The organism is Streptomyces sp. NPDC028928, from assembly GCF_055564915.1.
The window spans coordinates 9853-32334 of the sequence record NZ_JBVHVI010000007.1 but is presented as its reverse complement, the minus strand read 5'-3'; the positions used below and the strand labels follow the sequence as shown (position 1 = coordinate 32334).

The following is a 22482-nucleotide window of genomic DNA, read 5'->3' as shown; positions in this document are numbered from 1 at the left end:
GGCACTGACTGTCTCACTTTCTTCTCACAATTCGCTGCTGAATATTGACATTCGGACCAGCCGTCTGAGCTGTGCGAAGACTGTGCCCAAGACAGGCAAGATCCTGGGTCAAGTTTTGTAAAACAGTCTTTTGCCGGTGCGGAAAGCCTTCCTAGCCTGTGGCCTCCTTGCTCGTTAATTCTGCGTTCATGAACTGAGAGGCCACTTGACATGGCGAAAGTCGACGCCTTGCCACAGGCCACGACGGAGTCCGGCGGTCTGCGCCGTGACGTCGGACTGATCGGTCTGATGTGGGCCTCCGTGGGCTCCATCATCGGCTCCGGCTGGCTGTACGGCGCCGAGAAGGCGGTCGTCGTGGCCGGCCCCGCGGCGATCATCTCGTGGGTGATCGGCGCGGTCGCGATCGTGCTGCTGGCGCTGGTGCACGCCGAGCTGGGCGGCATGTTCCCGGTGGCGGGCGGCACGGCACGCTATCCGCACTACGCGTTCGGCGGCCTGGCCGGCATGTCGTTCGGCTGGTTCGCCTGGCTGCAGGCCGCCACCGTGGCCCCGATCGAGGTCGAGGCCATGATCGGCTACGCCGGTCACTGGAAGTGGGCCCAGGGCCTGCAGCACACCGACGGAACCCTGACGACCAGCGGTTTCCTCACCGCCGTGGTCCTGATGGCGGTCTTCGTCGGCGTCAACTTCTTCGGCGTCCGGGCCCTGGCCCACACCAACAGCGCCGCCACCTGGTGGAAGATCGCCGTCCCGCTCGGGGCGATCTTCGTCATCGCCGCGACCAACTTCCACACCAGCAACTTCACCTCGGAGGGCTTCGCCCCGTTCGGCGCCAAGGGCATCCTCGGCGCCATCAGCTCCAGCGGCATCATCTTCGCGCTGCTCGGCTTCGAACAGGCGATCCAGCTGGCGGGCGAGAGCCGCAACCCGAAGCGCGACCTGCCGCGGGCGACCCTCGGCTCGGTGGCGATCGGCGCCGTGATCTACATCCTGCTGCAGGTCGTGTTCATCGCCGCGCTGCCGCACACCTCCTTCGCCCACGGCTGGGCGCACCTCGACTTCCCCGGCATCAGCGGCCCCTGGGCGGGCCTGGCGACCCTCGTGGGCCTGGGCTGGCTGGGCTGGGTGCTCTACGTGGACGCGATCATCTCCCCCGGCGGCACCGGCCTGATCTACACCACCGCCACCTCGCGCGTCTCCTTCGGCCTGGCCAAGAACGGCTACGCGCCGAAGGCGTTCGCGAAGACCGACAAGCGCGGTGTGCCGTGGTTCGGCCTCCTCATGTCGTTCGTCACCGGTGTGATCTGCTTCCTGCCCTTCCCGAGCTGGCAGGAGCTGGTCGGCTTCATCACCTCGGCGAGCGTGCTGATGTACGCGGGCGCGCCGCTGGCCTACGGCGTCTTCGCCGACCGGCTGCCGCATCACGAGCGTCCGTACCGGCTGCCCGGCGGCAAGATCATCTCGCCGCTGTCGTTCGTGGTCGCCAACCTCATCATCTACTGGGCCGGCTGGGACACCCTGTGGCGGCTGGGCTTCGCCATCCTGCTCGGCTATGTGCTGCTGGGCTCCTACGCCTGGTACGCCACCAGCAAGCGGCTGCCCGACGCGCCCCGGCTGGACTTCAAGGCCGCGCAGTGGCTGCCCGGCTACCTGGCCGGCCTCGGCGTGATCTCCTGGCTGGGCGGCTTCGGCGGCCGGGGCACCATCCCGCTGTGGTGGGACATCGCGGTCGTCGCGGCGTTCTCCCTGGTCATCTACTACTGGGCCAAGGCCACCGCGTCGCGGCCCGAGGCGATCGAGCGGAGCATCGACGAGGTCGTGGTCACGGAGGCGCCCGCGCACTGACCCCCGCCCGTCCCGCACACGGTGTCCCGTCGGCTCGGCTGACGGGACACCGTCATAATGCTCGCGTGACGTCTCCCTCCCCCCACCCCGACTCCCCTGCCCCCGCCCGCTTCCCGGTCGTGGTCGTGGGCGCCGGACCGGCCGGCCTGACCGTCGGGAACATCCTGCGGGCCGCCGGTGTCGACTGCCTGGTCCTGGAGACCGAGAGCAGGGCGTTCATCGAACAGCGGCCACGCGCCGGCGTCATCGAGGAGTGGGCCGTACGCGGCCTGGAGCGACGCGGCCTGGCCGCCGGTCTGTCGGCCCGTGCGGAGCGGCACTCCGAGTGCGAGTTCCGCTTCGACGGACAGGGTCACCGCTTCCCCTACGCGGAGCTGACGGGGCGTCACCACTGGGTGTATCCGCAGCCGCTGCTCGTGACCGACCTGGTGCGCGAGTACGCCGACGTGCGCGGCGGGGAGATCCGCTTCGGCGTGCGGGACGTACGGCTGCACGACCTGGACTCGGACCGGCCCGCCGTCTCCTACACCGACCCGGATAGCGGGGAACGGCGGCTGGTGCACTGCGCGTTCGTCGCCGGCTGCGACGGGGCGCGGGGGGCGAGCCGGGCCGCGCTGCCGGGGCGAACGCGGATCTCCCGGCACGACTACGGCATCGGCTGGCTGGCGCTGCTGGCCGAGGCACCGCCGTCCGCCGACTGCGTGCTGTTCGGGATGCACGCCGACGGGTTCGCCGGGCACATGCCCCGCAGTCCCGAGATGACCCGCTACTACCTCCAGTGCCCGCCCGGCGACGACCCGGACAGCTGGTCGCACGACCGCGTCTGGGACGAGCTGCAGCGGCGTCTCGGCGCGGCGGACCGGCCTCCGCTGACGGAGGGGCGGCTGCTGGAGAAGCGGGTGCTGGACATGCACAACTACGTCGTCGAACCCATGGTTTCCGGCCGGCTCTTCCTGGCCGGCGACGCCGCCCACCTCGTCGCGCCGATCGCCGCGAAGGGCATGAACCTGGCGCTGAACGACGCGTTCCTGCTCGGTGACGCGCTGGTCGCGTATCTGGCCACGGGCGACTCCTCGGGCCTGGACGGCTATTCGGACGCCTGCCTGCGCCGGGTGTGGGACTACCAGGAGTTCTCGGAGTGGCTCTCCGAGATCTACCACGGCACCTCCTGCGGCGACCCCTACCGGGCCGGCACCACGCTGGCCCGCCTGCGCCGGCTGTTCACCTCGCCCGCGGCGGCGGCCGCCTTCGCCGAGCAGTACCTGGGCACGGCCGACGCGTTCTGATCCGCCCCGCGCACCGGTCGCGTGACGTCGGCCTCGCCCGCGGTCAGGGTGTGCAGCGGGGCGAGGCGGGTGGGGTGAGCTTTACCGGACGAGACGGTGAGCGGGGCCCGGCGGGACGCACTCGGGGGGGGCAGACGGGCTGCCCTTCGGGCCGGGTGAAGCTCCGGGGGTGGGTCAGGGCGTGCCCAGGCCCTCCAGGACCACCGCGCCGGGTAGTACCGCGAGGGCCTTGCCGGGGACCAGGAGTTTGCCGCGGCGGCGGCCGCTGCCGATCAGGACGTAGGGGAGGTCCACGACGGCCGAGTCCAGCAGGAGCGGCCAGGCGGTGGGAAGGCCGATGGGGGTGATGCCGCCGTACTCCATGCCCGTCTCGCCGGTCGCCGTCTCCATCGAGGCGAAGGAGGCCTTGCGGGCGCCCAGTTGGCGGCGTACGACCCCGTTGACGTCGACCCGGGTGGTGGACAGCACCACGCAGGCGGCCAGGGTGGTCTCGCCGGCCCGCTTGCCCGCGACCACCACGCAGTTCGCCGACTGCTCCAGCAGGTCCCGGCCGTAGTGCTCCACGAAGACGGCCGTGTCGGCCCACTGCGGCTCGGTGTCGACGTACAGGATCCGGTCGGCCGGGACCGCGCCCCGCCAGTCGCGTACGGCGTCGGCGACCGGCGTGGTGAGGTCGTCCAGGCAGTCCGGGGCGGGGGTCGCGGTGTCGAAGTCTCCGATGGGTGCGCGCATGGCCGCACGCTAGCAAGTGCCGCCCGCCCGCCGTACCGGGTCTCAGGGCACGGGCGGCACCGAGACGGCCATGATCATCTCCATCGGCTCGTCGCCCTGGTTGCCGTACTGGTGCGGGACGTTGGCCTCGAAGGAGACGCTCGCGCCCGCCGGGACGCGGTACTCCTCGCCCTCGACGGTGAGCGTCAGCTCGCCCGCGGTGACGTGGACCAGCTCCACGGTGCCGGCGGGATGCGGTTCGGAGGGGCTGGTCTCCCCCGGCATCAGCCGCCAGTCCCACATCTCCAGCGGCCCGGGCGCCTCCGTGCCGGCGAGCAGCCGGTTGTAGCTGCCGGCCTCGGTGTGCCAGAGCCGTACGGCGCGTTCGGCGGGGACCACGCGGACCTTGGGCCCCTGCTCGTAGTCGAGGAGCGTGGTGATGCTGACGCCGAGCGCGTCGCCGATCTTGACGACGGTGCCGATGCTGGGGTTGGTGCGGGCCTGCTCGATCTGGATGAGCATGCCGCGGCTGACGCCCGCCCGGGCGGCGAGCACGTCCAGCGTGAAGCCGCGCACCGAGCGCCAGTGCTTGACGTTGCGCGCCAGGGACTGGGTCAGGAGGTCGAGGTCCGACACGTTGCGTCCAACTATCCGGAAGGTCACTAGGGGGATGGCACAGTTCAGCCGACTGAACTACGGTTCGGTGCACCTGAGTGTGCACCGAACTGTACCGGCGACCGGATGAACCGGCCCCCGTTCAGCCCTCCGGCTCCAGCGCGGCCAGCCGTGCCACCGCCTCCTCGTCCAGGTCCGCCAGCGCCCGGAGCTGCCCCGGCGTCATGCCGTCCGGTATCGGCACGGGGGCGGGCGTGCGCAGCGGCGGCTGCCAGCCGTCCTCGGGCGTCCAGCGCCGTACGACCCTGGCGGGCGCCCCCGCCACCACCGCGTGGTCGGGCACCGTGCCCCGGACCACCGCACCGGCCGCCACGACCACGTTCCGGCCGATCCGCGCGCCCGGCAGGATCACCGCGCCGGTGCCGATCCAGCAGCCCGGGCCGATCTCCACCGGCTCCATCCGCGGCCACTGCCTGCCGATGGGCTCGTGCGGGTCGTCGTAGGAGTGGTTGGTGGAGGTGACGTAGACGTACGGGCCGAAGTAGCAGTCGCTGCCGATGGTGACCGTCGTGTCCGCGATGACATGGCTGCCCCGGCCGAGGACCACGCCGTCGCCGATGCGCAGGATCGGGTCCGGGCCGAGGTCCAGGTCGGGCATCAGGCCGGCGGTGAGGGTGACCTGCTCGGCGATGATGCAGTAGGAGCCGATCCGGATCCAGGGTTCGCCGAAGATCGTGCCGAGCGGGAAGGCCAGGCGGGTGGCTTCGCCGATCGAGCCGAAGCGGTACCCCGCCGGGTGCTCGGCCGTGACGGAGCCGTTGCGCTGCACCCAGGACCAGGCGGCGTGGACGGCTCGCTGGGCCAGGCCCTGCCGCCAGGATGAGAACGTGTTCTTGCGCTTCGGCACGGGGTCACGTTACTCACCGGTTGCCTCCCACGCAGAGGGCGGGCTGCTGTGATCTTTGCCCCACCCGGTGTCGTACCGTGCCGTGTACTGCCGACACGAGGAGACGGTGATGACGCAGCAGGCGCTGATCGTGGGTATCGGGGGCAAGGAGCCGCGGATCGATCCGGAGGCGTTCGTGGCGCCCACGGCGTCCGTGATCGGGGACGTCACACTGCACGCGGGGGCCAGCGTCTGGTACGGGGCCGTCGTGCGCGGGGATGTGGAGAGGATCACCGTGGGGGCGCAGGCGAACGTGCAGGACAACGTCACCCTGCACGCCGACCCCGGGTTCCCGGTGACCGTCGGGGAGCGGGTGTCCATCGGGCACAACGCGGTGGTGCACGGGGCCACCGTGGAGGACGACTGCCTCGTCGGGATGGGGGCGACCGTGCTCAACGGCGCCGTGATCGGCGCGGGGTCCCTCGTGGCGGCTCAGGCCTTGGTGCCGCAGGGGATGGTGGTGCCGCCGGGGTCGCTGGTGGCGGGGGTGCCGGCCAAGGTGAAGCGGCCCCTCTCCGAGGAGGAGCGGGAGGGGGTCACCCTCAACGGCACCTTGTACGCCGAGCTGGGCAAGGCGCACAAGGATGTGCACCAGTAGCGCGGGGCGCCTTCAGTCGCCGGCGTTCGCCGGTTCCGCTTCTCGCTCGGCCGGCTGGGCCTTCTGCGCCTTGCGCTTGAGGATCAGCATCGAGGCCAGGCCGATGAGGACCGCCACGCCCAGGCCCACGTACGAGAACCGCTTCAGCCAGTCCTCGGCGACGACGCCGACGTAGTAGATGACGGCCGTGGTGCCGCCGGCCCAGCAGATGCCGCCGAGGACGTTGGCGATCAGGAACTTCCAGTACGGCATGTGGAGGACACCCGCGAGGGGGCCGGCGAAGATACGCAGGAGGGCGACGAAGCGGCCGAAGAAGACCGCCCACATGCCCCACTTCTCGAAGGACCGCTCGGCGGTCGCCACATGGCCGGCGCTGAAGTGGCGCGGGAACTTCCTGCCGAGCCAGGCCAGCAGCGGGCGTCCGCCCTTGCGGCCGATGGCGTAGCCGATGGAGTCGCCGATCACCGCGCCCGCGGTCGCGCAGGCGCCCAGGACGACCGGGTTGACGCCCGTGTGCTGGGAGGACATCAGCGCCGCGGAGACCAGGACGATCTCACCCGGCAGCGGGATGCCCAGGCTCTCCAGACCGATCACCAGGGCCACCACGGCGTACACGGCGGCCGCCGGCACCGAGTCGAGCCATTCCTGGACGTGCACCGCCGGTTCCTCCCCTGTCGCTGTACCGCTCTCCGGCTTTCCGGGCCGCCGCATGTAAAGCGCGGCCCAAGGGAAGGCTACCTGGTCGGCGCCGAACGGCTGCCCGCCCGCGCCCGCCCCGGCGGCACCGTACCGCCCTCGCCCCTTACGATTCCGGCCATCCCGGTGTCACGCGGGAGGGGAAGGCTCTCCGCGGTTTCGCCCCGCCCGCCTCCCCCAGGCCCCCACCGTGGGGCCCGCCGCGGAAGGACGACGTCCCCGTGTCCCCACTGTCCCCCTCCTCCCTGTCCCCGTCGGTCACCGGTCCGGAGTCCGCGTGCGCCGAGGCGGCGGCCCGCCCGGTGTCCCGCTGGGCGGGACGGCCGGTACGGCTGGCCCTGTGCCTGGCGCCCCTCCTGCTCGCCGCCGGCTGGGCCGTGGCCAACCGGCCCGTGCTGGGCGAAGGGGTACGGCGGCTGGTCGCGGCCGACCCGTGGTGGCTGCTGGCCGGAGCCGGTTTCACCTGTCTGACCTGGGTGGCCGCCTCCTGCGCCCGGCAGGGCGCCCTGCCCGACCCGCTGCCGCCGGGACAGCTGCTGGCCTCGCAGTTCGCCGCCGGCGCCGCCAACCACGTGCTGCCCGGCGGGCTCGGCGCCCACGCCGTCACCCTGCGCTTCCTGCGCGGGAGAGGCGTGCCACTGGACCGGGCGACCGCGTCGATCGGGTTGTACTCGCTGGCCAGGTCCTTGGCGAAGACGCTGGTGCTGCTGGTGTTCCTGGCGGCGTCGCCGGACTGGCGGCGCCTGGGGGACCTGGTACCGGACGGGCGGCTGCTGGTGCCGCTCGCCGCCGTCGCGGCCGGGGCGGTCGCGGTGGCGGGGGTGCTGCTGACGGTCGTACGGCCGCTGCGGCGGCCGGTGACCGGGCTGCTGCGCTCCGCCCTGGCCGACGCGCGGGTGGTGCACGGCCGGCCCCGCCGGGTGCTCGCCCTGTGGGGCGGGGCGGTCGCGATGCCGCTGGTGCAGGCGGGCACGCTGGCCTGTGTCGGGGCCTCGCTCGGGCTGGGGCTGCCGTGGCCGCAGATCGTGCTCGCCCACCTGGCGGCGGGCACGGCGGTCGGTGCGGTGCCCGCGCCGGGCGGACTCGCGGTCGACGCGGCGCTGGTGTGGACCCTGGTCGCCTTCGGCGCCTCGCCGGCGGCGGCCACCGCGACCGTCATCGGGTACCGGGTGCTGATCGACTGGGCGCCGCTGCTGCCGGGGGCGGTGGTGCTGTCGGCGTTGATCCGGGCGAGGGTGTTGTGACGCGTTCGGGGGCCTCGAGGGGTCAGCTGCGGCGGGCCAGCAGGCGGTAGGCGTTGGACAGACCCAGGCGGTGGGACAGGGGGCGGAGCGCGAGGCGGTCCAGGAGCGTGGCGGTCAGGAGCGCGGGGACGCCGGCCAGGAGGAGTGCGGTGCGGGTGGCGCGGCGCAGGGGGCCGGGGGGTTCGGGGAGCCAGGGTGCGTCCTCGCGCGGGGCGGTGTGGTCGAGCGCCAGCCAGACGGCCGCCAGCAGGTCGACCGGGTCGTGGGGCTCGGCGTGCTCTTCCGCGACCACCGTGAACCCGAGGTCGGTGAGCCGGCGGCGCAGGTTGGCGACCGGCATGAGGTGCAGGTGCTGCGGCTGGAGCCAGGGCAGCCACCAGCGGCCGAGGAGCCGGGCGTAGCGGCTCTCCGGGTCCGGGACCTCGATGAGGAGGTGGCCACCGGGGCGGACCGCCTGGTGGGCGGCGCGGAGTTCGCGGTCGGGGTCGGTGCTGTGCTCCAGGTAGTGGAACATGCTCACCACGTCGTAGCGGGCGGTGAGTTCGGGGGCCAGGTCGGGGAAGGCGCCGCGGTAGGCGTGGTCCACGCGGCCCTCGCGGGCGGCGAGTTCGACGCCGTCGGTGAAGTCGAGCCCGTCGAAGGACGTGTCCGGCAGGACGGTGCGGGCCGTCGCGCAGAAGTGGCCGTGGCCGGTGCCGACGTCCAGCCACGTCTTCGGCGCGGGGTCGTACGGCAGCACGGCCTCGGCCCGGCTCCGGTACATCGCGCCGCGCCCGCCGAAGGTGCCGCTCATCCGCTGCTCGCCGAGACCGTCGTAGAAGTCCCGGTAGTAGAACTCCAGGCCCTCGGCGGTCAGTCTGGGGTTCTGGAAGATGTGGCCGCAGTCGGCGCAGCGGTCCAGGGTGAAGCGGCCGGGCTTGTGCTGGAGCAGGTCGGTGGTGTGCAGGCGGGGGGTGAGGCGGCCGGAGGAACACCAGGGGCAGGTGGTGCGCCGGGGGGCGAGGAAGCGGTCGGTGCCGGCGTCCAGGTCGGCCCGGTAGGCGGGGCGCAGGGCGGCGATGCGGGCTGCCTTGTCACCGGAATCGTGCTGACGGGCGTCTCTCATCGGCTCTCCCCTGCCAGTCGTTCGAGGTGGGCCGCCGCGGCCGGGGCGCCGCCCGCCGCGCGGAACGCGGTGCTGATCCGGGCGGCGGCGGCCCGGTGGGCGGGTTCGTGCAGGACGGTGTCGAGGGCCGCGCCCAGGCGGGTCGCGGTGACCCGGCCGAAGCGGACCCGGACGCCCGCGCCGGAGTCCACGACCTGTGCCGCCACCACCGGCTGGTCGTCCCGGATGGGCGCGACGACGAGCGGGACGCCGTGCCACAGGGCCTCGCAGACGGTGTTGTGCCCGGCGTGGCAGACGACGGCGTCCATCCGTTCCAGGAGCGGGAGTTGGGGTACGGACGGCAGGAGCAGGACGTCCTTGTCGTCCGGTGCCACGGACGGTGCTGCGGACGGGGCTGCGGACAGGGTGCCGGCCGGGTCGGCGATCACCGCCTGGATCCGGTCGGCGCGGTCCCGCAGCGCGGCCAGGGTCTCGGTGAGGAACCGGCCGCCGGTGTCGGCGTTGGCCGTGCCGAGGGTCACCAGGACCTTGGCCCGGCCGTGGTCCAGCCGTTCCCAGGGGAAGTCCGGTCCGGCGGGGCGGCCGGCGAGTGACGGGCCGACGTAGTGGATGTGCGGGGCCGACGGTGCCTGGGGGCCGATGAGTTCGGGGGTGCTGAACACCAGCAGCAGGTGGGGTGAGGAGCGCGGGTCGGCGGTGCCGGACGGGTCGCCGATGCGGGCGCGCAGCCCGGCCAGGCGCTCCCGGAGCCAGGCGGCGACCTTGGGCAGGCCGTCGTAGGCGCCGCTGAACTCGGCGGACGTGGTCGCCGAGGTGGCCCAGGGCAGGCCGAGGCGCTCGGCCACCAGGGCACCGGCGAAGGCCTGCTGGTCGGCGACGACCACATCGGGACGGAACGCGGCGACGGCCGCGCCGACCCCCGGTGCCATCGCGTCGGCGAGCGGCAGCAGGTACCACTCCCACAGGAACCGCAGTGCCTCCGCGCCCCGCAGGCCGGGGGGCCGTACGGCGCCCCGGGCGCCCGGCACCGGTCCCGCGCAGCCGAACACGACGGCGTCCGCGCCCGCGAGCCGCCGTACCAGCGCCGGGTCGGCACACGCCCAGGCCACCCGATGGCCGTGCGCGGTGAGCCGGGCGGCGACGCCGACGGCGGGGTTGATGTGCCCGGTCAGCGGTGGGACGACGAAGAGGAAGCCGCTCACCGGACGCCCGCCCCCGCGCCGACCAGGTCCAGGATGTGCCCGCCGACGGTGCCGGGCGCCTCGACCAGCACCGAGTGCTCGTGCCCGGGCAGGACGACCGCCCGGAAGTCCGTCAGCAGCCGCCGCTGCTCCGGCACCAGCTCCGCCAGGTCGGAGTCGCCGCCGTACACGCCGAGGACCGGGCAGCGTACGGCCCTGATCTGGGCCTCGGTGAGCACCCGGCTGGCGGGGATGTCCCGGCCGAGGGTGGTCTCGCGGGCCAGCCGGGCCGCGCCCTTGGCGAGGCGGGCGGTGTTGTGGCCGCGGTGGGCGGTGATCCAGGCGAGCGCGTCCCGTTCGTTGTGCGCGAGTTCGGTCGTCACCCGGCGCAGGATGCGGCCGAGTTTCGCGGCCCAGGCGGCCGTGGCCGGCTCGGACTCGATGAGGGTCAGGCTGGCCACGCGGCCGGGGTGGCGGGCCGCGTAGCCGAAGGCGATGGTGCCGCCGTAGGAGTTGCCGACGAGGTGCACGGGCCCGGTGACGGCCAGCCGGGCGAGGAGCGCCTCCAGGTCCGTGATGTTGTGGTCGAGGGTGTAGCCGTGCGGCGGGCGCTCGCTGCGGCCGTGGCCGCGCAGGTCGTACATGACGACGTCGAGGCCGGCCGCCGCGAACGCGGGGGCGACGGTGAAGTAGTAGCTGGCCAGGCTGTCGGTGAGCAGGCCGTGCACGAGGACGACGGTGGAGTGCGGGGTGCGGCCGTCGGTGGGGCCGGTGCGCTGGACGTGCAGCCGGATGCCGCCGGCGTCGACCATCGCCATGGCTCAGCCCGCCCGGTCGGTCTTCAGGCTCCACACCACGTGCTCCACGAGCCGGCCGACGGTCAGGTCGATGATCTCGTCGAAGTCCATGCCGGCCAGGAACTCGGCGAGGTTGACCCGCGGTCCGTACCGTTCCTCCAGCAGCCCGGCCAGGGTGACGAGGTCGATGCTCTCCAGTTCCAGGTCGCGGTTGAAGGTGGTGGACATGCCGATCACCACGTCGTCGTCGCCGTACTCCGCGAGGACCGTGCGGAGCATGCCGGTGACGTCGGCGAGCACGGAGTCGGCGGTGGGCTGCGCCGGGGCCGGCGGGGTGGGGTTCATCGGGGGTACTCCTCGGCTGATGGGCCAGCTGGTGGTCCGGCTGTGCCGTCGGGGGCTGCGTCCTCGGCTCCGGGACCGGTCGTCCAGGCGACCAGGTAGGTGCGCCGGGGCAGTCCGGGCGGGTTGGCCACGGGTGCGCAGTGCACGGTGTAGGCGCGTTCCAGGCGGCCGGAGACGAGGAGCCGGCTGCCGTCCGAGGTGGTCTCCAGCACGGCGAAGTCCCGGGGACGGCCCCCGAATCCGACGCCCTCGGCCTTGGCGACGGCCTCCTTGGCGGCCCAGAACCGCGTGAACCACTCGGCCTCCGGGGCGCCGCCGTCCGCGCACCGGGCGTGCAGGAGCCGCAGTTCGGCCGCGCCGAGCGCGGTGCTCAGGGTCGCCGGGTCGCGGTCGGTGACCTCCTCGATGTCGATGCCGGGGCCGGGCTGCGGGCGGTGCGGCCGTACGATCGCCACGCCCGCCTCGGCCCGGTGGGCGAGCGAGACGTCCAGCGGGGGCAGCTCGCGGCCGTGGACCCCGGTGACGTACGGGCGGCCGAGTTCGTCGTTGCCGACCCGGATCTCCGCCGGGAAGACCGGTCCTTCGCCGTGCTGCCAGAGCCAGTGCCGTACGGCGTCCTTGACCGCGATCCGGCCGAGCAGCCACTGCCGGCGCCCGCGCGGTGGACGCGCCGCGTACGCGGCGCGCTCGGCGCTCCCCAGCGAGTTGCGCATGATCAGCTCGCGTGAGGCGAGGTCCGGCCACCGCTCGTGCACCAGCGCCCAGCCGCCGGGCAGGGCCGTGGACAGGGTGTGGCGCTCGGGGAAGCGTTCGACGGGCCGGGTGGTGGGGTCGTTGTCGAAGCGGCGGTCCTGCCAGCCGGTCAGCCGGGCCCACACCCGTCCGGCGACGGTCAGCTCCGCGTCCGCCTCCAGCACGGTGTCCGTGAGGGAGGTGATCCGCAGCAGGCAGTGCACCTCGGTACCGGGTTCCGGGTGCGGTCCGTGGAACCGCGCCTCCTCCAACCGCACCGGGAAGACGACGGTCCGCTCGGTGCGGGTCGCCATGATCCAGTAGCCGAGCAGCTGGCCCACGTTGTCGAGCAGGGCCCCGGGGGCCGCGGGCGTGGTGATCACCCCGCGGATGTGCCGCTCACCGAGCGCGGTCAGCTCGCTCAGGCCCTGGAACCGGGGGCCGTGGAACATCCAGCGGTCGCGGTAGAGCTGGGCGGCGGTGTGCTCGGGCAGGCGCTCGGGCGCGTCCGGGAGGGGGCCGGGCGGGGGCGGTGCGGGGTGGTGCGGGGCGAGTTCGACCACAGCGCGGGCGGTGGGGCCGAAGGTGACGGTGACCCGGTCAGGCCGGCCCGGGTCCGGGGTGACGGTGACGGGGACGTCGACGGGGGGTACGGCGGTGAGCCACCGGTCGAACCGCGCCCCGAGCACGGCGACGGCACGCAGACCGGGGGCCGCCCGCTCCGCCGCGTCCGTCATGTGCCGGACGATCGTGGTGGCGGGGACGACCGGCCAGCGGTCCTCCAGGTCGGGCCAGCCGGGGCGTTGGGGGAAGAAGCAGTGGTCCAGGAGGTGGGGCATGGTGTGGGGGGAGATGTGCACGGTTGTGGTGGTGGGGCGAGGGGTGGAGGTGGTCGTGGGGGTGGCGGTGGTAGTGGGGGTGGCGGTGGTGCCACGGGCTGTGGGGGCGGGGGTGTTCCGGTCGGCTGGCCGGCGGCTCGCCGCCATCAGCTCCGCCGCGGTGGTCGCGGTGTCCTGGAGGAGGGCGGTGAGTTCGGCGGCGGCCGGGTGGTGCCGGGCGAGGTCGTCGAGTGCGGGGGTGCTGGAAGGAGCGTGCCCCGGGACGAGCGCCACCGCGCCCAGCGCCGGCCGCAGGTCCGCCCGCAGGGCCTCGCGGGACCGGCCGTCCAGGGAGACCAGGGCGCTGCCGAGGTCGAGGCGGACGGGCGGACGGGCGCCGGCGGGGCGGGCCGCCGGGGGCCGGGAGGGGGCGCCCGGTGCCACCGCCGCGCCCGCTGTCCACAACGCGGTGGCCACGCGCCGGAGTTGGGCGAGTCCGCTGTGGTGGGGCGAGTTGGCGGCGACGGCCAGGTGGTCGCGGTCGCCGAGGGTGTCGCCGATGAGCGAGGGCAGCCGGCCGGGCCCGGTCTGCACGAAGACACGGTGGCCGGCGGCGTACAGGGCCTCGGTCAGCTCGCGGAACCGGACGGGTTCCAGCAGGTGCCGTACGAACAGTTCGCGGACCGCCGGCTCGTCCCGGGGGAAGGGCGCCGCGGTCGTCCCGGACCACACCGGCACGGTGGGCGGGTGGAGCCGGAAGCGGTCGGCGGCCTCCTTGATGGGGGCGAGGAACGGTTCGAGCATCGGTGTGTGGAAGCCGGAGCGGAAAGGCAGCATCTGGCAGATCACACCTTCCGCGCGCAGCGCCCGGACGAACTCCGCCACCGCCGGTCCGGGGCCGCAGACCATGGACTGGTGGGGCGCGTTGTCGTGGGAGAGCACGATCCCCGAGTCCGCCCAGGTGCCGGCGAGCGCGGCGCGCACCTGGGCGGCGGAGGTGCCGACGGCCGCGAAGGCGAGGCCGGGGACGGTGACCGTGTCCGGGTCGAACCCGGCCATGAACGCGTCCACTTCGGCCGCCGAGTACAGCCCGGCCGCGACCATGGCGGTCCATTCGCCGACGCTGTGCCCGGCGACCGCGTCCGGTACGACGCCCATACGGCGCAGGGCCTGGTCCAGCAGCCGGCCCACGCCGACGACACCGAAGCCGTGCCGGCCGATGTCGCCGACGACCCGGACGTCCGCGCCGGTAGCGGCGACCGGGGGCAGGCCGAAGTGGGCGGCGATGTCGTCGGTGCGGGGCGTGAAGTCGGCCTCCAGACCGGGGAAGACGAACGCCACCTTGCCGCCGGCCCGGCCGAGCAGCGGACCCGGCCGGAACCACACGTCGCCGCGGCCGTGCCAGGCCCCGCCCTTGGCGACCGCGCGACGGGCCAGGGCGAGCCGTTTGGCGGTCGGGTCCACGACACCGAGCCGGACCGGGCCGGCGTCGGTGTGCGGCCGGTCCGGGGCGAGCCCGGCGGCGAGCACGGCCGGATCGTCCGCGCCGAGGAGGGCGGCGAGACCGTCCACGTCATCGGCCGAGAGCAGGAGGACGCGCTCGGGTTCGGTGACCTGGGCGGGGGTCCGGGCGGCCGTGGGGGGAACAGGCGGGGCGGGGCGGGGATCCCTGCGCGGTGCCTCCTCCAGCACCACGTGTGCGTTGATGCCGCCGAACCCGAAGGCGTTGACCGCGGCGCGTCGGGGCGGCCGGTGTTTGCCGGTGTCCCAGGGCCGGGCCCGGTCCAGGGTGCGGAAGCGGGTGGCGGCGAGGCCGGGGTGGGGGTCGTCGCAGTGGAGGGTGGGCAGGAGGGTGCGGTGGTGGAGGGCGAGCGCGGCCTTGACCAGGCCGGCCACTCCCGCCGCCGGCATGGTGTGGCCGATCATCGACTTCACCGAGCCGAGGACCGGCCGGTCGTCGTCCGGGCCGTAGCCCGTGCCCGGCCCGAACACCTCGGCGAGTGTGGCGAGTTCGGCCGCGTCTCCGGCGGGTGTGGCGGTGCCGTGCGCCTCGAGCAGGCCGAGCGAGTCCGGTGCGGCGGGGTCGAGTCCCGCGGCCCGCCAGGCCTGGCGCACGGCCCGGGTCTGCCCGCCCGGATCGGGCGTGACGAGTCCGGCCGTACGGCCGTCGCCGGCCACGCCCGTGCCGCGGATCACGGCGTACACCCGGTCGCCGTCGCGTTCGGCGTCCGCGAGCCGTTTGAGTACGACGACTCCGGTGCCCTCGCCGATGAGGATGCCGTCGGCGTCGCGGTGGAAGGGGCGGATGCGCTCTGTCGGGGAGAGCGCGCGGAGCTGGGAGAAGACGCTCCACAGGGTGATGTCGTGGCAGTGGTGCACTCCCCCGGCCAGCATCAGGTCGCAGCGGCCGGTGGTGAGCGCGGTGACCGCCTGGTCGACGGCGACCAGGGAGGAGGCGCAGGCGGCGTCGACGGTGTAGGCGGGGCCGCGCAGGTCGAGGCGGTTGGCGATGCGGGAGGCGGCGAGGTTGGGGACCAGGCCGATCGCGGCGTCGGGGCTGTCGGTGCCGAGCCGCTCGGTGAACGCGGCCCGGACGCGGTCGAGCTGGCCGGGGGCCAGGTCGGGTAACAGCTCGCCGAGGGTGCGGGTGAGCTGGTGGGCGGTGCGCACCCGCTGGTCCAGCCGGGCCAGTCCGGGGGTGAGGTAGCCGCCGCGGCCGAGGACGACGCCGATCCGGTGCCGGTCGGGCAGCCGGTCGGTGCCGCCCGCGTCGGCGAGCGCGGCGGCGGCCACGTCGAGGGCGATCAGCTGGTCGGGCTCGGTACCGGGCACCGAGGCGGGCATGATGCCGTAGCGGGTGACCTCCACCTCGGGCGGGCCGTCCACGAATCCGCCGCGCCGGCAGTACACCTGGCCCGCTACGGCGGGTCCGGCGGCCGAGCCGGGACGGTAGTACTCGGCGTCCCAGCGGTCCGCGGGGACGTCGGTGATGGCGTCGGTGCCGCTGCGCAGATTGCTCCAGTAGGCGTCCAGGTCGCGGGCGCCGGGCAGCAGCACCGCCATCCCGACGATGGCGACGGCGTCGAGCCGTTTCTGACGCTCCGTCATGTCACCGGCCCGACGCGGTGTAGACGACGGAGCGGGCCGCCGGGTCGCCCCAGGCGAGTTCGCGGAGCAGGGCGGCGGTGCCCTCCTCCGGGTCGATCAGCGCGACCCCGCGCCGGGCGTACTCGCGGCCGAGTTCCGCGCCGACCATGCCGGTGTGGGTGCCGGCCGGCGCCCAGGGACCCCAGTGGACGGTCAGCGCGCGCCGGCCGGTCCGGGCGGCCCACTCGGTGCCGAGCGTCTCCAGGGCGTCGTTGGCGGCGGCGTAGTCGGCCTGGCCCCGGTTGCCGAGGACGGCGGCGATGCTGCCGAACAGCACGGTGAACGCCGGTGCGGCGGACAGGTCGTCCAGCGCGGCGAACAGTGCGCCGGCCCCGGCCGTCTTCGTGCCGTAGACGCGTTGGAAGGACTCGGGGGTCTTCTCGGCGATCAGCCGGTCCTCGATCACCCCGGCGGCGAAGACCACACCGTCGAGCCGGCCGTGCTCGGCGTGGATCTCCTTGACGGCCTGGAGGACGGCGTCGCGTTCCCGGAGGTCCACCGAGCGGTAGCGGGCCGGGCTGCCGAGGGCGGTGAGTTCGGCGAGCGTGGTGGTGATCTCCCGCTGGGCGAGGATGCGTTCGGCGGTCCGGTTGATCTCGGCGGGCCTCGGCGCGCCGGGGCCCGCGGCGAGCGCGGCCCGCAGCTCGGCGGGGATGCGGGCGGCGGCGGTGTGCGCGGCCTCGGGTGCGGTGGGCGCGGGGGTACGGCCCAGCAGCTCGATCCGGCACCGGCAGGCGGCGGCCAGTGTGGCGGCGAACCTCGCCGTGATGCCCCGGGCACCGCCGGCCAGCAGGACCACGGAGTCCCGGTCGAGCCCGAGCGCGGCGGCCTCGGCGGCACCGTCCCCGGCGGGTCCGGCGCCGGTGCTGCCGAGCGGGCCGAGGGGTGCGGGCACCAGTTCCAGGCCCCGGCGGTCCCGGGTGGCCGTGCGCAGGACGACGGGGGCCGGTTGTGGAGCGCGCAGTTCGGCGAGCACGGCGTCGGCGACGGCCGCCGGCCCGATGTCACCCACCGCCAGCACGCGGGCCAGGAGGTCCGGGTACTCGCGGCCGACGCTGCGGATCAGCCCGTCCAGGCCCGCCGCCCGCAGTACCCCGGGGCCGTCGGCGGCGCGCACGGCCAGCAGCAGGCCGGGGCCGCACGCCAGCGCCGCCCGGAGCACCGGGAAGGCGTCCGGCAACACCGGGTGGTCGGGGCCGGGGAGCGCGTCCAGGTACAGGACACCGTCCACCGGGCCGTCGGCCGGGCCGAGGAGATGGCCGTGGTCGAGCAGCACCGCGCCGGCACCGCACCCGCCGAGCCGCGCGGCGACCTCGCCCGCCACGGCACCGGCTCCGCCGAGGACGGCGTACCGCTTGCCGGACAGATCGGCGGCGAGACCGGGATCCGGATCCGGCAACGGGACCGGCCGCAGCTCACAGCGTTGGGGGGCGACACCGCGAGGAATGTCGGGGGTGGGGGCGGGCGCCCTGCCGGCTGTGTCCGATCCCGGTGCTCCCTCCTCGGCGCCCGTTCCCATCCGTGTCGTCAGCCATGCCGTGACCGCCGCCGCGGTGCGGGCCTTGGCGAGTTCCTCCAGCTCCGCGTCGGCCAGGAGTTCCGCGCCGCCCGCGATGCCCAGGCGCTGAGCGAGTTCGCCCGCGATCTCGGCCCGTTTGATCGAGTCGATGCTGAGGTCGGCCTCCAGGTCCAGGTCGGGTTCGATCATGTCGACGGGGTAGCCGGTGCGCTCGCTGATGATCTCGCGCACGACCCGTTCCACGTCGTCCGCCGCATCCGCCCGGCTGGGGACGGTGTCGGCCTGTACGACCGGTTCCGGTTCCGGTGTCGGTGCTTGTACCGGTGCTTGTACCGGTGCTTGTACCGGTGCCGATACCGGTGCCGGTGCCGGTGCGGTGGCGCCGAAGTAGGTCAGCAGCACGTCCCGCTGCGCGGCGATCATCTCCCGGCTGGTGCGCAGGAACTCGGAGATCAGCGCGTCCCGGTCGGTGGGGACGCCGTTGGGCTGGTCGGTCGTCACAGTCGTCTCCACGACGCGTCGGGCCGGTGCGAGGGCACCGGGCAGGAGGGCCCCGTCGGCGGTACGGACCAGGTGTCCGTCGACCGTCCAGCCGGGCCGCTTCGGCGCCGGGGTGCGCAGCGCGTCGACGGCGTCACGGCCCCGGAAGAGCCAGGCGGTGCGCACCGGCTGCCCGGCGACGGCGAGCCGGGCGAGGGCGTCGAGCCAGCCCGCCAGACCGCTGTCGGCACGCGGTTCGCAGGCGACCGTGCGGTGCGGGCGGTCGCCGAGGATCTGGCCGACGAGCCGGGTGAGGACCGTACCCGGGCCCGCCTCCACGAAGATTCGCGCCCCTGCCTCGTACATCGCCTCGATCTGCGCGGCGAAGGCGACCGGCGCGCCGATCTGGGCGGCGAGTCCGGCGCGCACGGCGTCGGGGTCCGACGGGTACGGCGTGGCGGTGCGGTTGGCCCAGACGGGGAACTCGGGGGCGCGGACCGGCTTGTCGGCGAGGACCCTGGCGAACCGCTCCCCCGCGGCGGCCACCAGCGGGCTGTGGAAGGCGCAGGCCACCGGGATGCGGCGGGCGCCGAGGCCGGCGGCACGCAGCGCCCGCACGGCGGTGTCGACGTCCGGAGTGGGTCCCGAGATCACCGTCTGCTCGGGCGAGTTGAGGTTGGCGACGACGACCGATCCCGGTGCCCCGGCGGTGCGCAGGGCGCGTACGACGGTGTCGGCGGGGGCACCCACGGCGGCCATGGTGCCGGGCTCGTCGCCTGCCGCCGCCAGGATCGCTCCGGCCCGCTCGGCGCTCAGCTCCAGCAGGGTCTCCGGGTCGAGGGCGCCGGCCGCGGCGAGGGCGACCAGCTCGCCGTAGCTGTGCCCGGCGGCGAGGTCCGGGTGGACGCCGGCCGAGGTGAGGAAGGCGTGGGCGGCGAGGCCCGTGATGCCGAGGGCGGGCTGGGCGGTGCGGGTGTCGGTGAGCGCGGCCCGGTGGCGGTCGCGGGCGGTGTCGTCGAAGGCGGCCGGCGGGAAGAGCCGGTCGGCGTGGGCGCGGCCGAGATGCAGGTAGTGCCGCAGCTCGGGCAGGGTGACGAGGAGTTCGGCGAGCATGCCGGTGCGCTGGCTGCCCTGGCCGGGGAAGAGGAAGGCGACCAGGCCGGCGGCCCGGTCCGGGGAGTCCCCCGCGCGGCCCGGGCCGGGGTCGGCGAGGTGGTCCCCGGCGGCCGGCCGCGTCCCGCCGCTCCCGCCGGCCACGGCGGCACGGCCGGACCCGCCTGCCGCCTCCGCCCGTACGTCCTCACCACCCGGAACCGCGAGATGCACCCCGGAGTCCGGATCGGGGCGCCCCGCCAGGAACCGTCGTATCTTCCCGGCCAGTTCGCCGGGGTCCCGGGCCACCAGGGCCGCCTGTACGGGCTCGTGGGAGGTGTCGGCGCGGCGGGCCGCGGCGAGGGCGAGGTCGCGAAGCCGCCAGGGGCTGCCGTCGGACTCCGCGGTGCGGAGGATCTCCTCGGCCTCCCGGCGGGCCGCCGCCATGTCCCGGCCCCGGAAGAGGAACAGTTCGGCGGGCCAGGCGTCCAGTGTCTGCCGGGGTGGTGGTGCGTCGCCGTACGCCGCCAGTACGGCGTGGAAGTTGGTGCCGCCGAAGCCGAACGCGCTGACCCCGGCGAAGCGTTCGCCGGCCGGTGCCGCCCAGGGCTGGGCGCGGGCGTGGAAGACGAACGGGCTGTCGGTCTCGTCCCAGGCGGGGTTCGGGCGGTCGATGTGGAGGGTGGGCGGCTTGACGCCGGTGTACAGCGCGAGGGTCGTCTTGATGAGGCCGGCGAGTCCGGCGGCGCACTTGGTGTGCCCGATCTGCGACTTGACCGAGCCGAGCGCGCAGCCGCCGGTCGCGGCGCCCGCCTCGGCGAACACCTCGCCGAGCACGGTCAGTTCGGTGCGGTCGCCGACGACGGTCCCGGTGCCGTGCGCCTCCACCAGGCCGACCGCGGCGGGCGGTACACCCGCGTTGCGGTACGCCCGCTGGAGCGCGGCCCGCTGGCCCTCGGGGCGGGGCGCGGTCAGGCCGCGGGCGCGGCCGTCGCTGGCGGAGCCGAGGCCCTTGACCACGCCGTAGATCCGGTCGCCGTCGCGCTCGGCGTCCGTGAGCCGTTTCAGGACCACGCAGGCCACGCCCTCACCGAGGGCGATGCCGTCGGCGGAGGCGTCGAAGGCGCGGGACCGGCCGGTCGGGGAGAGCGCGTGGACGGAGGAGAACAGGACGTAGTCGTTGATGCCGTTGTGCAGGTCGGCGCCGCCGCACAGCACGAGGTCGCTGGTGCCGCAGACGAGTTCCTTGCAGGCGACGTCCAGCGCGGCGAGGGAGGAGGCGCAGGCCGCGTCGACGGTGTAGTTGGCGCCGCCGAGATCCAGACGGTTGGCGATCCGGCCGGAGATGACGTTGGCGAGCATGCCGGGGAAGGAGTCCTCGGTGAGCCGGGGCAGCTGCTCTTCCAGGCCGTCGGGGACCTTGCCGTGGTACGAGGGGAGGACGGCGCGCAGGGTGACGGCGTTGGACAGGTCGCTGCCGGCCTCGGCGCCGAAGACGACGGAGGTGCGGGAGCGGTCGAACTGCCGCCCCTGCTCGCCGTATCCGGCGTCGTCCAGTGCTCTGCGGGCCGCCTCCAGGGACAGCAGCTGGACGGGTTCGATGCTGCCGAGGGAGGCGGGCGGGATGCCGTAGCGCAGCGGGTCGAAGGGGACGGGCGGCAGGAAGCCGCCCCACTTCGACGCGGTGCTTCCGGCGGTGTGGTGCACGGCGGGGTCCCAGCGGTCGGGCGGGACCTCGGTGACGGCGTCGCGTCCGGCGACGATGTTCGCCCAGAAGGTGGCGAGGTCGGGGGCCTGCGGGAACATGCACGCCATGCCGACGATCGCGATGTCGAGCGGTGGGGGCGGCGGCGGTCCGGCCACACGGTCCTGCCCCGGCCGTACCGCCCGTGCCCGCGCGGCGGCTCGTGCGGCGAGGAAGTCGGCGGCGCCGTCGGTCACCGCGTGGTGCAGGGCGGCGACGGTGGTGGGCGCCGAGCGCAGGACGGCGACCTGGCCGGCCATGAACAACCCGTCGCTGAGCTGCATGTCCTCGTCGACGGTTCGCACGACTCCGTCGTCGGCGCGGGCCAGGCCCTTGCTGGCGATGCGTAACCGGCCGACGTTGAGGCGTTCCAGCCGCTCCCAGACCTCCCGGTCCGGCACACCCCGGGCGCGTAACGCGGCCTCCCGCTCACGGTAGTCGCGGGTGAAGGGGCTGGGCACGCAGCGGGTGGCGTGTCCGGGCGCGGTCTCCAGCAGGGCGGTCGCGGTGGCGGCGAGGACCTGCCGCTGGAACAGCGGCCGGACGGTGCCGTGGACGACGGCCTCCTCGGTGAACAGGTAGGCGGTGCCCATGAGGAGGCCGACGGCGGCACCCCGGGCGGTGAGCGGGGCGGCCAGGGCGGCGACCATGGCCGCCGACCGCTCGTCGTGAACGCCGCCCGCGAAGAACAGCTCCAGCTGCCGCGCCGTCTCGGCCCCGGCGTCCGTCAGGAAGTCCTCCAGGACGGCGAGTTGGGCCTCCCAGAGCGGGAAGGAGGCCCGGGGCCCGACATGCCCGCCGCACTCGGACCCCTCGAACACGAACCTGCGCACGCCCGCGTCCAGGAACTGGCGCAGCAGCCCCGGCGAGGGCACGTGCAGGAAGGCGCGGATCCCGGCCCGCTCCAGCGCCTCGGCCTGGGCGGGCCGGCCGCCCGCGATGATCGCGTGGGTGGGACGCAGCTCCCGTACGGCGTCCAGCTGGGCGCCGCGGACGTCCTCGGGCGCGAAGCCGAGCACGCCCACGCCCCAGGGCCGGCCGTCCAGCACGGCCCGCGCCTCGGTGAGCATGTCCCGGGTCCGCTCACCGTCGGCCAGCGCCAGCGCGAGGAAGGGCAACGCCCCGTCCTCGGCCACAGCAGCAGCGAACCCCGCTTGATCACTGACCCGCGTCATGGGCCCCTGCGCCACCGGAAGCCGAGTCCCCAACGCCCGGCTCATGGCAGACCCGGACCGCAGGGCGATGGCCGCCGGGGGCGTCGACATCACGGCCGACCCGAGCGGCAGGTCCGTCGCCTCCGATACCGCCGACGCCACGGGCGCCCCGGGCGGCAGGTCCGTAGCAACCGGCGCCGACACCATGACCGACCCGGGCGGCAGGGCGGTACCCGCCGGTGACATCGACGCCACAGCCGACCCAGACGGCAGGTCCGTCGCCTCCGATGCCGCCGACGCCACGGGCGAACCGGGCGGCAGGTCCGCAGCCACCGGCGCCGACACCATGACCGACCCGGGCGGCAGGGCGGTACCCGCCGGTGACATCGACGCCACAGCCGACCCAGACGGCAGGTCCGTCGCCTCC

The 22482-nt window shown here is 74.6% G+C and carries 14 protein-coding genes and 1 pseudogene; 5 read left to right on the top strand and 10 right to left on the bottom strand.

The genetic code is table 11. The features are described 5' to 3' along the window. The first annotated feature begins 210 nt into the window (after window positions 1–210). Window positions 211–1845 carry an APC family permease gene (locus ACZ4U1_RS17930; RefSeq protein WP_467904254.1) on the top strand — a complete coding sequence of 545 codons (1635 nt, stop codon included), beginning with the start codon at window positions 211–213 and terminating at the stop codon, window positions 1843–1845. Window positions 1846–1910: 65 nt separating this feature from the next. Continuing rightward, on the top strand, window positions 1911–3131 hold the full coding sequence (locus ACZ4U1_RS17925; RefSeq protein ID WP_467904252.1) for a 4-hydroxybenzoate 3-monooxygenase: 1221 nt from the start codon (window positions 1911–1913) through the stop codon (window positions 3129–3131). 174 nt (window positions 3132–3305) lie between these two features. On the opposite strand, the gene ACZ4U1_RS17920 is transcribed toward ACZ4U1_RS17925, so the two are convergent. The 3 genes from ACZ4U1_RS17920 to ACZ4U1_RS17910 all read right to left on the bottom strand — a co-directional run bounded on the left by ACZ4U1_RS17920 (window position 3306) and on the right by ACZ4U1_RS17910 (window position 5364). After that, a complete protein-coding gene (locus tag ACZ4U1_RS17920; RefSeq protein ID WP_467904250.1) occupies window positions 3306–3863 on the bottom strand; it encodes a YbaK/EbsC family protein in 558 nt (185 codons plus the stop codon). A gap of 42 nt (window positions 3864–3905) precedes the next feature. Beyond that, on the bottom strand, window positions 3906–4478 hold the full coding sequence (locus ACZ4U1_RS17915) for a helix-turn-helix domain-containing protein (RefSeq protein WP_467904249.1): 573 nt from the start codon (window positions 4476–4478) through the stop codon (window positions 3906–3908). A 121-nt stretch (window positions 4479–4599) separates the two neighbouring features. After that, complete coding sequence (locus ACZ4U1_RS17910; RefSeq protein ID WP_467904248.1) at window positions 4600–5364, bottom strand: acyltransferase; 765 nt, start codon at window positions 5362–5364, stop codon at window positions 4600–4602. A 109-nt stretch (window positions 5365–5473) separates the two neighbouring features. Here ACZ4U1_RS17910 and ACZ4U1_RS17905 point away from each other — a divergent pair, with 109 nt between their 5' ends. Continuing rightward, complete coding sequence (locus tag ACZ4U1_RS17905) at window positions 5474–6001, top strand: gamma carbonic anhydrase family protein (RefSeq protein WP_467904246.1); 528 nt, start codon at window positions 5474–5476, stop codon at window positions 5999–6001. Between the two features lie 12 nt (window positions 6002–6013). Here the strand turns inward: ACZ4U1_RS17905 and ACZ4U1_RS17900 are convergent, their stop codons facing one another. Then, window positions 6014–6658 (bottom strand): DedA family protein, encoded by a 645-nt coding sequence (locus ACZ4U1_RS17900; protein WP_467904244.1) that lies wholly within the window; start codon window positions 6656–6658, stop codon window positions 6014–6016. Window positions 6659–6918: 260 nt separating this feature from the next. Here ACZ4U1_RS17900 and ACZ4U1_RS17895 point away from each other — a divergent pair, with 260 nt between their 5' ends. Next, window positions 6919–7941 (top strand): lysylphosphatidylglycerol synthase transmembrane domain-containing protein, encoded by a 1023-nt coding sequence (locus tag ACZ4U1_RS17895; protein ID WP_467904242.1) that lies wholly within the window; start codon window positions 6919–6921, stop codon window positions 7939–7941. A gap of 22 nt (window positions 7942–7963) precedes the next feature. On the opposite strand, the gene ACZ4U1_RS17890 is transcribed toward ACZ4U1_RS17895, so the two are convergent. From ACZ4U1_RS17890 to ACZ4U1_RS17865, 6 genes are read right to left on the bottom strand one after another with little or no spacing between them, the layout of a single operon-like run. Further along, window positions 7964–9046, bottom strand: a complete 1083-nt coding sequence (locus ACZ4U1_RS17890; RefSeq protein ID WP_467904240.1) for a class I SAM-dependent methyltransferase — start codon at window positions 9044–9046, stop codon at window positions 7964–7966. Next, the gene (locus tag ACZ4U1_RS17885) at window positions 9043–10248 is read right to left on the bottom strand and encodes a glycosyltransferase (protein ID WP_467904238.1); all 1206 of its coding nucleotides are present in this window, start codon (window positions 10246–10248) and stop codon (window positions 9043–9045) included. The genes ACZ4U1_RS17890 and ACZ4U1_RS17885 overlap by 4 nt, the downstream gene beginning before the upstream one ends. Further along, window positions 10245–11045, bottom strand: a complete 801-nt coding sequence (locus tag ACZ4U1_RS17880; protein ID WP_467904236.1) for an alpha/beta fold hydrolase — start codon at window positions 11043–11045, stop codon at window positions 10245–10247. Before ACZ4U1_RS17880 ends, ACZ4U1_RS17885 begins: the two co-directional genes overlap by 4 nt. Before the next feature lie 3 nt (window positions 11046–11048). Continuing rightward, complete coding sequence (locus ACZ4U1_RS17875) at window positions 11049–11369, bottom strand: acyl carrier protein (protein WP_467904235.1); 321 nt, start codon at window positions 11367–11369, stop codon at window positions 11049–11051. Beyond that, on the bottom strand, window positions 11366–16027 hold the full coding sequence (locus ACZ4U1_RS17870; RefSeq protein ID WP_467904233.1) for a beta-ketoacyl synthase N-terminal-like domain-containing protein: 4662 nt from the start codon (window positions 16025–16027) through the stop codon (window positions 11366–11368). The genes ACZ4U1_RS17875 and ACZ4U1_RS17870 overlap by 4 nt, the downstream gene beginning before the upstream one ends. Window position 16028: 1 nt before the next feature. Further along, window positions 16029–22037 (bottom strand): SDR family NAD(P)-dependent oxidoreductase, encoded by a 6009-nt coding sequence (locus ACZ4U1_RS17865; RefSeq protein WP_467904231.1) that lies wholly within the window; start codon window positions 22035–22037, stop codon window positions 16029–16031. Between the two features lie 82 nt (window positions 22038–22119). On the opposite strand from ACZ4U1_RS17865, the pseudogene ACZ4U1_RS17860 reads away from it, so the two are divergent. Then, window positions 22120–22482 (top strand): annotated as a pseudogene (locus ACZ4U1_RS17860) (hypothetical protein); the annotation flags it as partial.

What these genes read in the sequence shown, in the direction of transcription:
- ACZ4U1_RS17890 (WP_467904240.1), bottom strand. Translation starts at nt 9,046, where the DNA reads ATGAGAGACGCCCGTCAGCACGATTCCGGTGACAAGGCAGCCCGCATC.
- ACZ4U1_RS17875 (WP_467904235.1), bottom strand. Translation starts at nt 11,369, where the DNA reads ATGAACCCCACCCCGCCGGCCCCGGCGCAGCCCACCGCCGACTCCGTG.
- ACZ4U1_RS17905 (WP_467904246.1), top strand. Translation starts at nt 5,474, where the DNA reads ATGACGCAGCAGGCGCTGATCGTGGGTATCGGGGGCAAGGAGCCGCGG.
- ACZ4U1_RS17880 (WP_467904236.1), bottom strand. Translation starts at nt 11,045, where the DNA reads ATGGCGATGGTCGACGCCGGCGGCATCCGGCTGCACGTCCAGCGCACC.
- ACZ4U1_RS17930 (WP_467904254.1), top strand. Translation starts at nt 211, where the DNA reads ATGGCGAAAGTCGACGCCTTGCCACAGGCCACGACGGAGTCCGGCGGT.
- ACZ4U1_RS17870 (WP_467904233.1), bottom strand. Translation starts at nt 16,027, where the DNA reads ATGACGGAGCGTCAGAAACGGCTCGACGCCGTCGCCATCGTCGGGATG.
- ACZ4U1_RS17920 (WP_467904250.1), bottom strand. Translation starts at nt 3,863, where the DNA reads ATGCGCGCACCCATCGGAGACTTCGACACCGCGACCCCCGCCCCGGAC.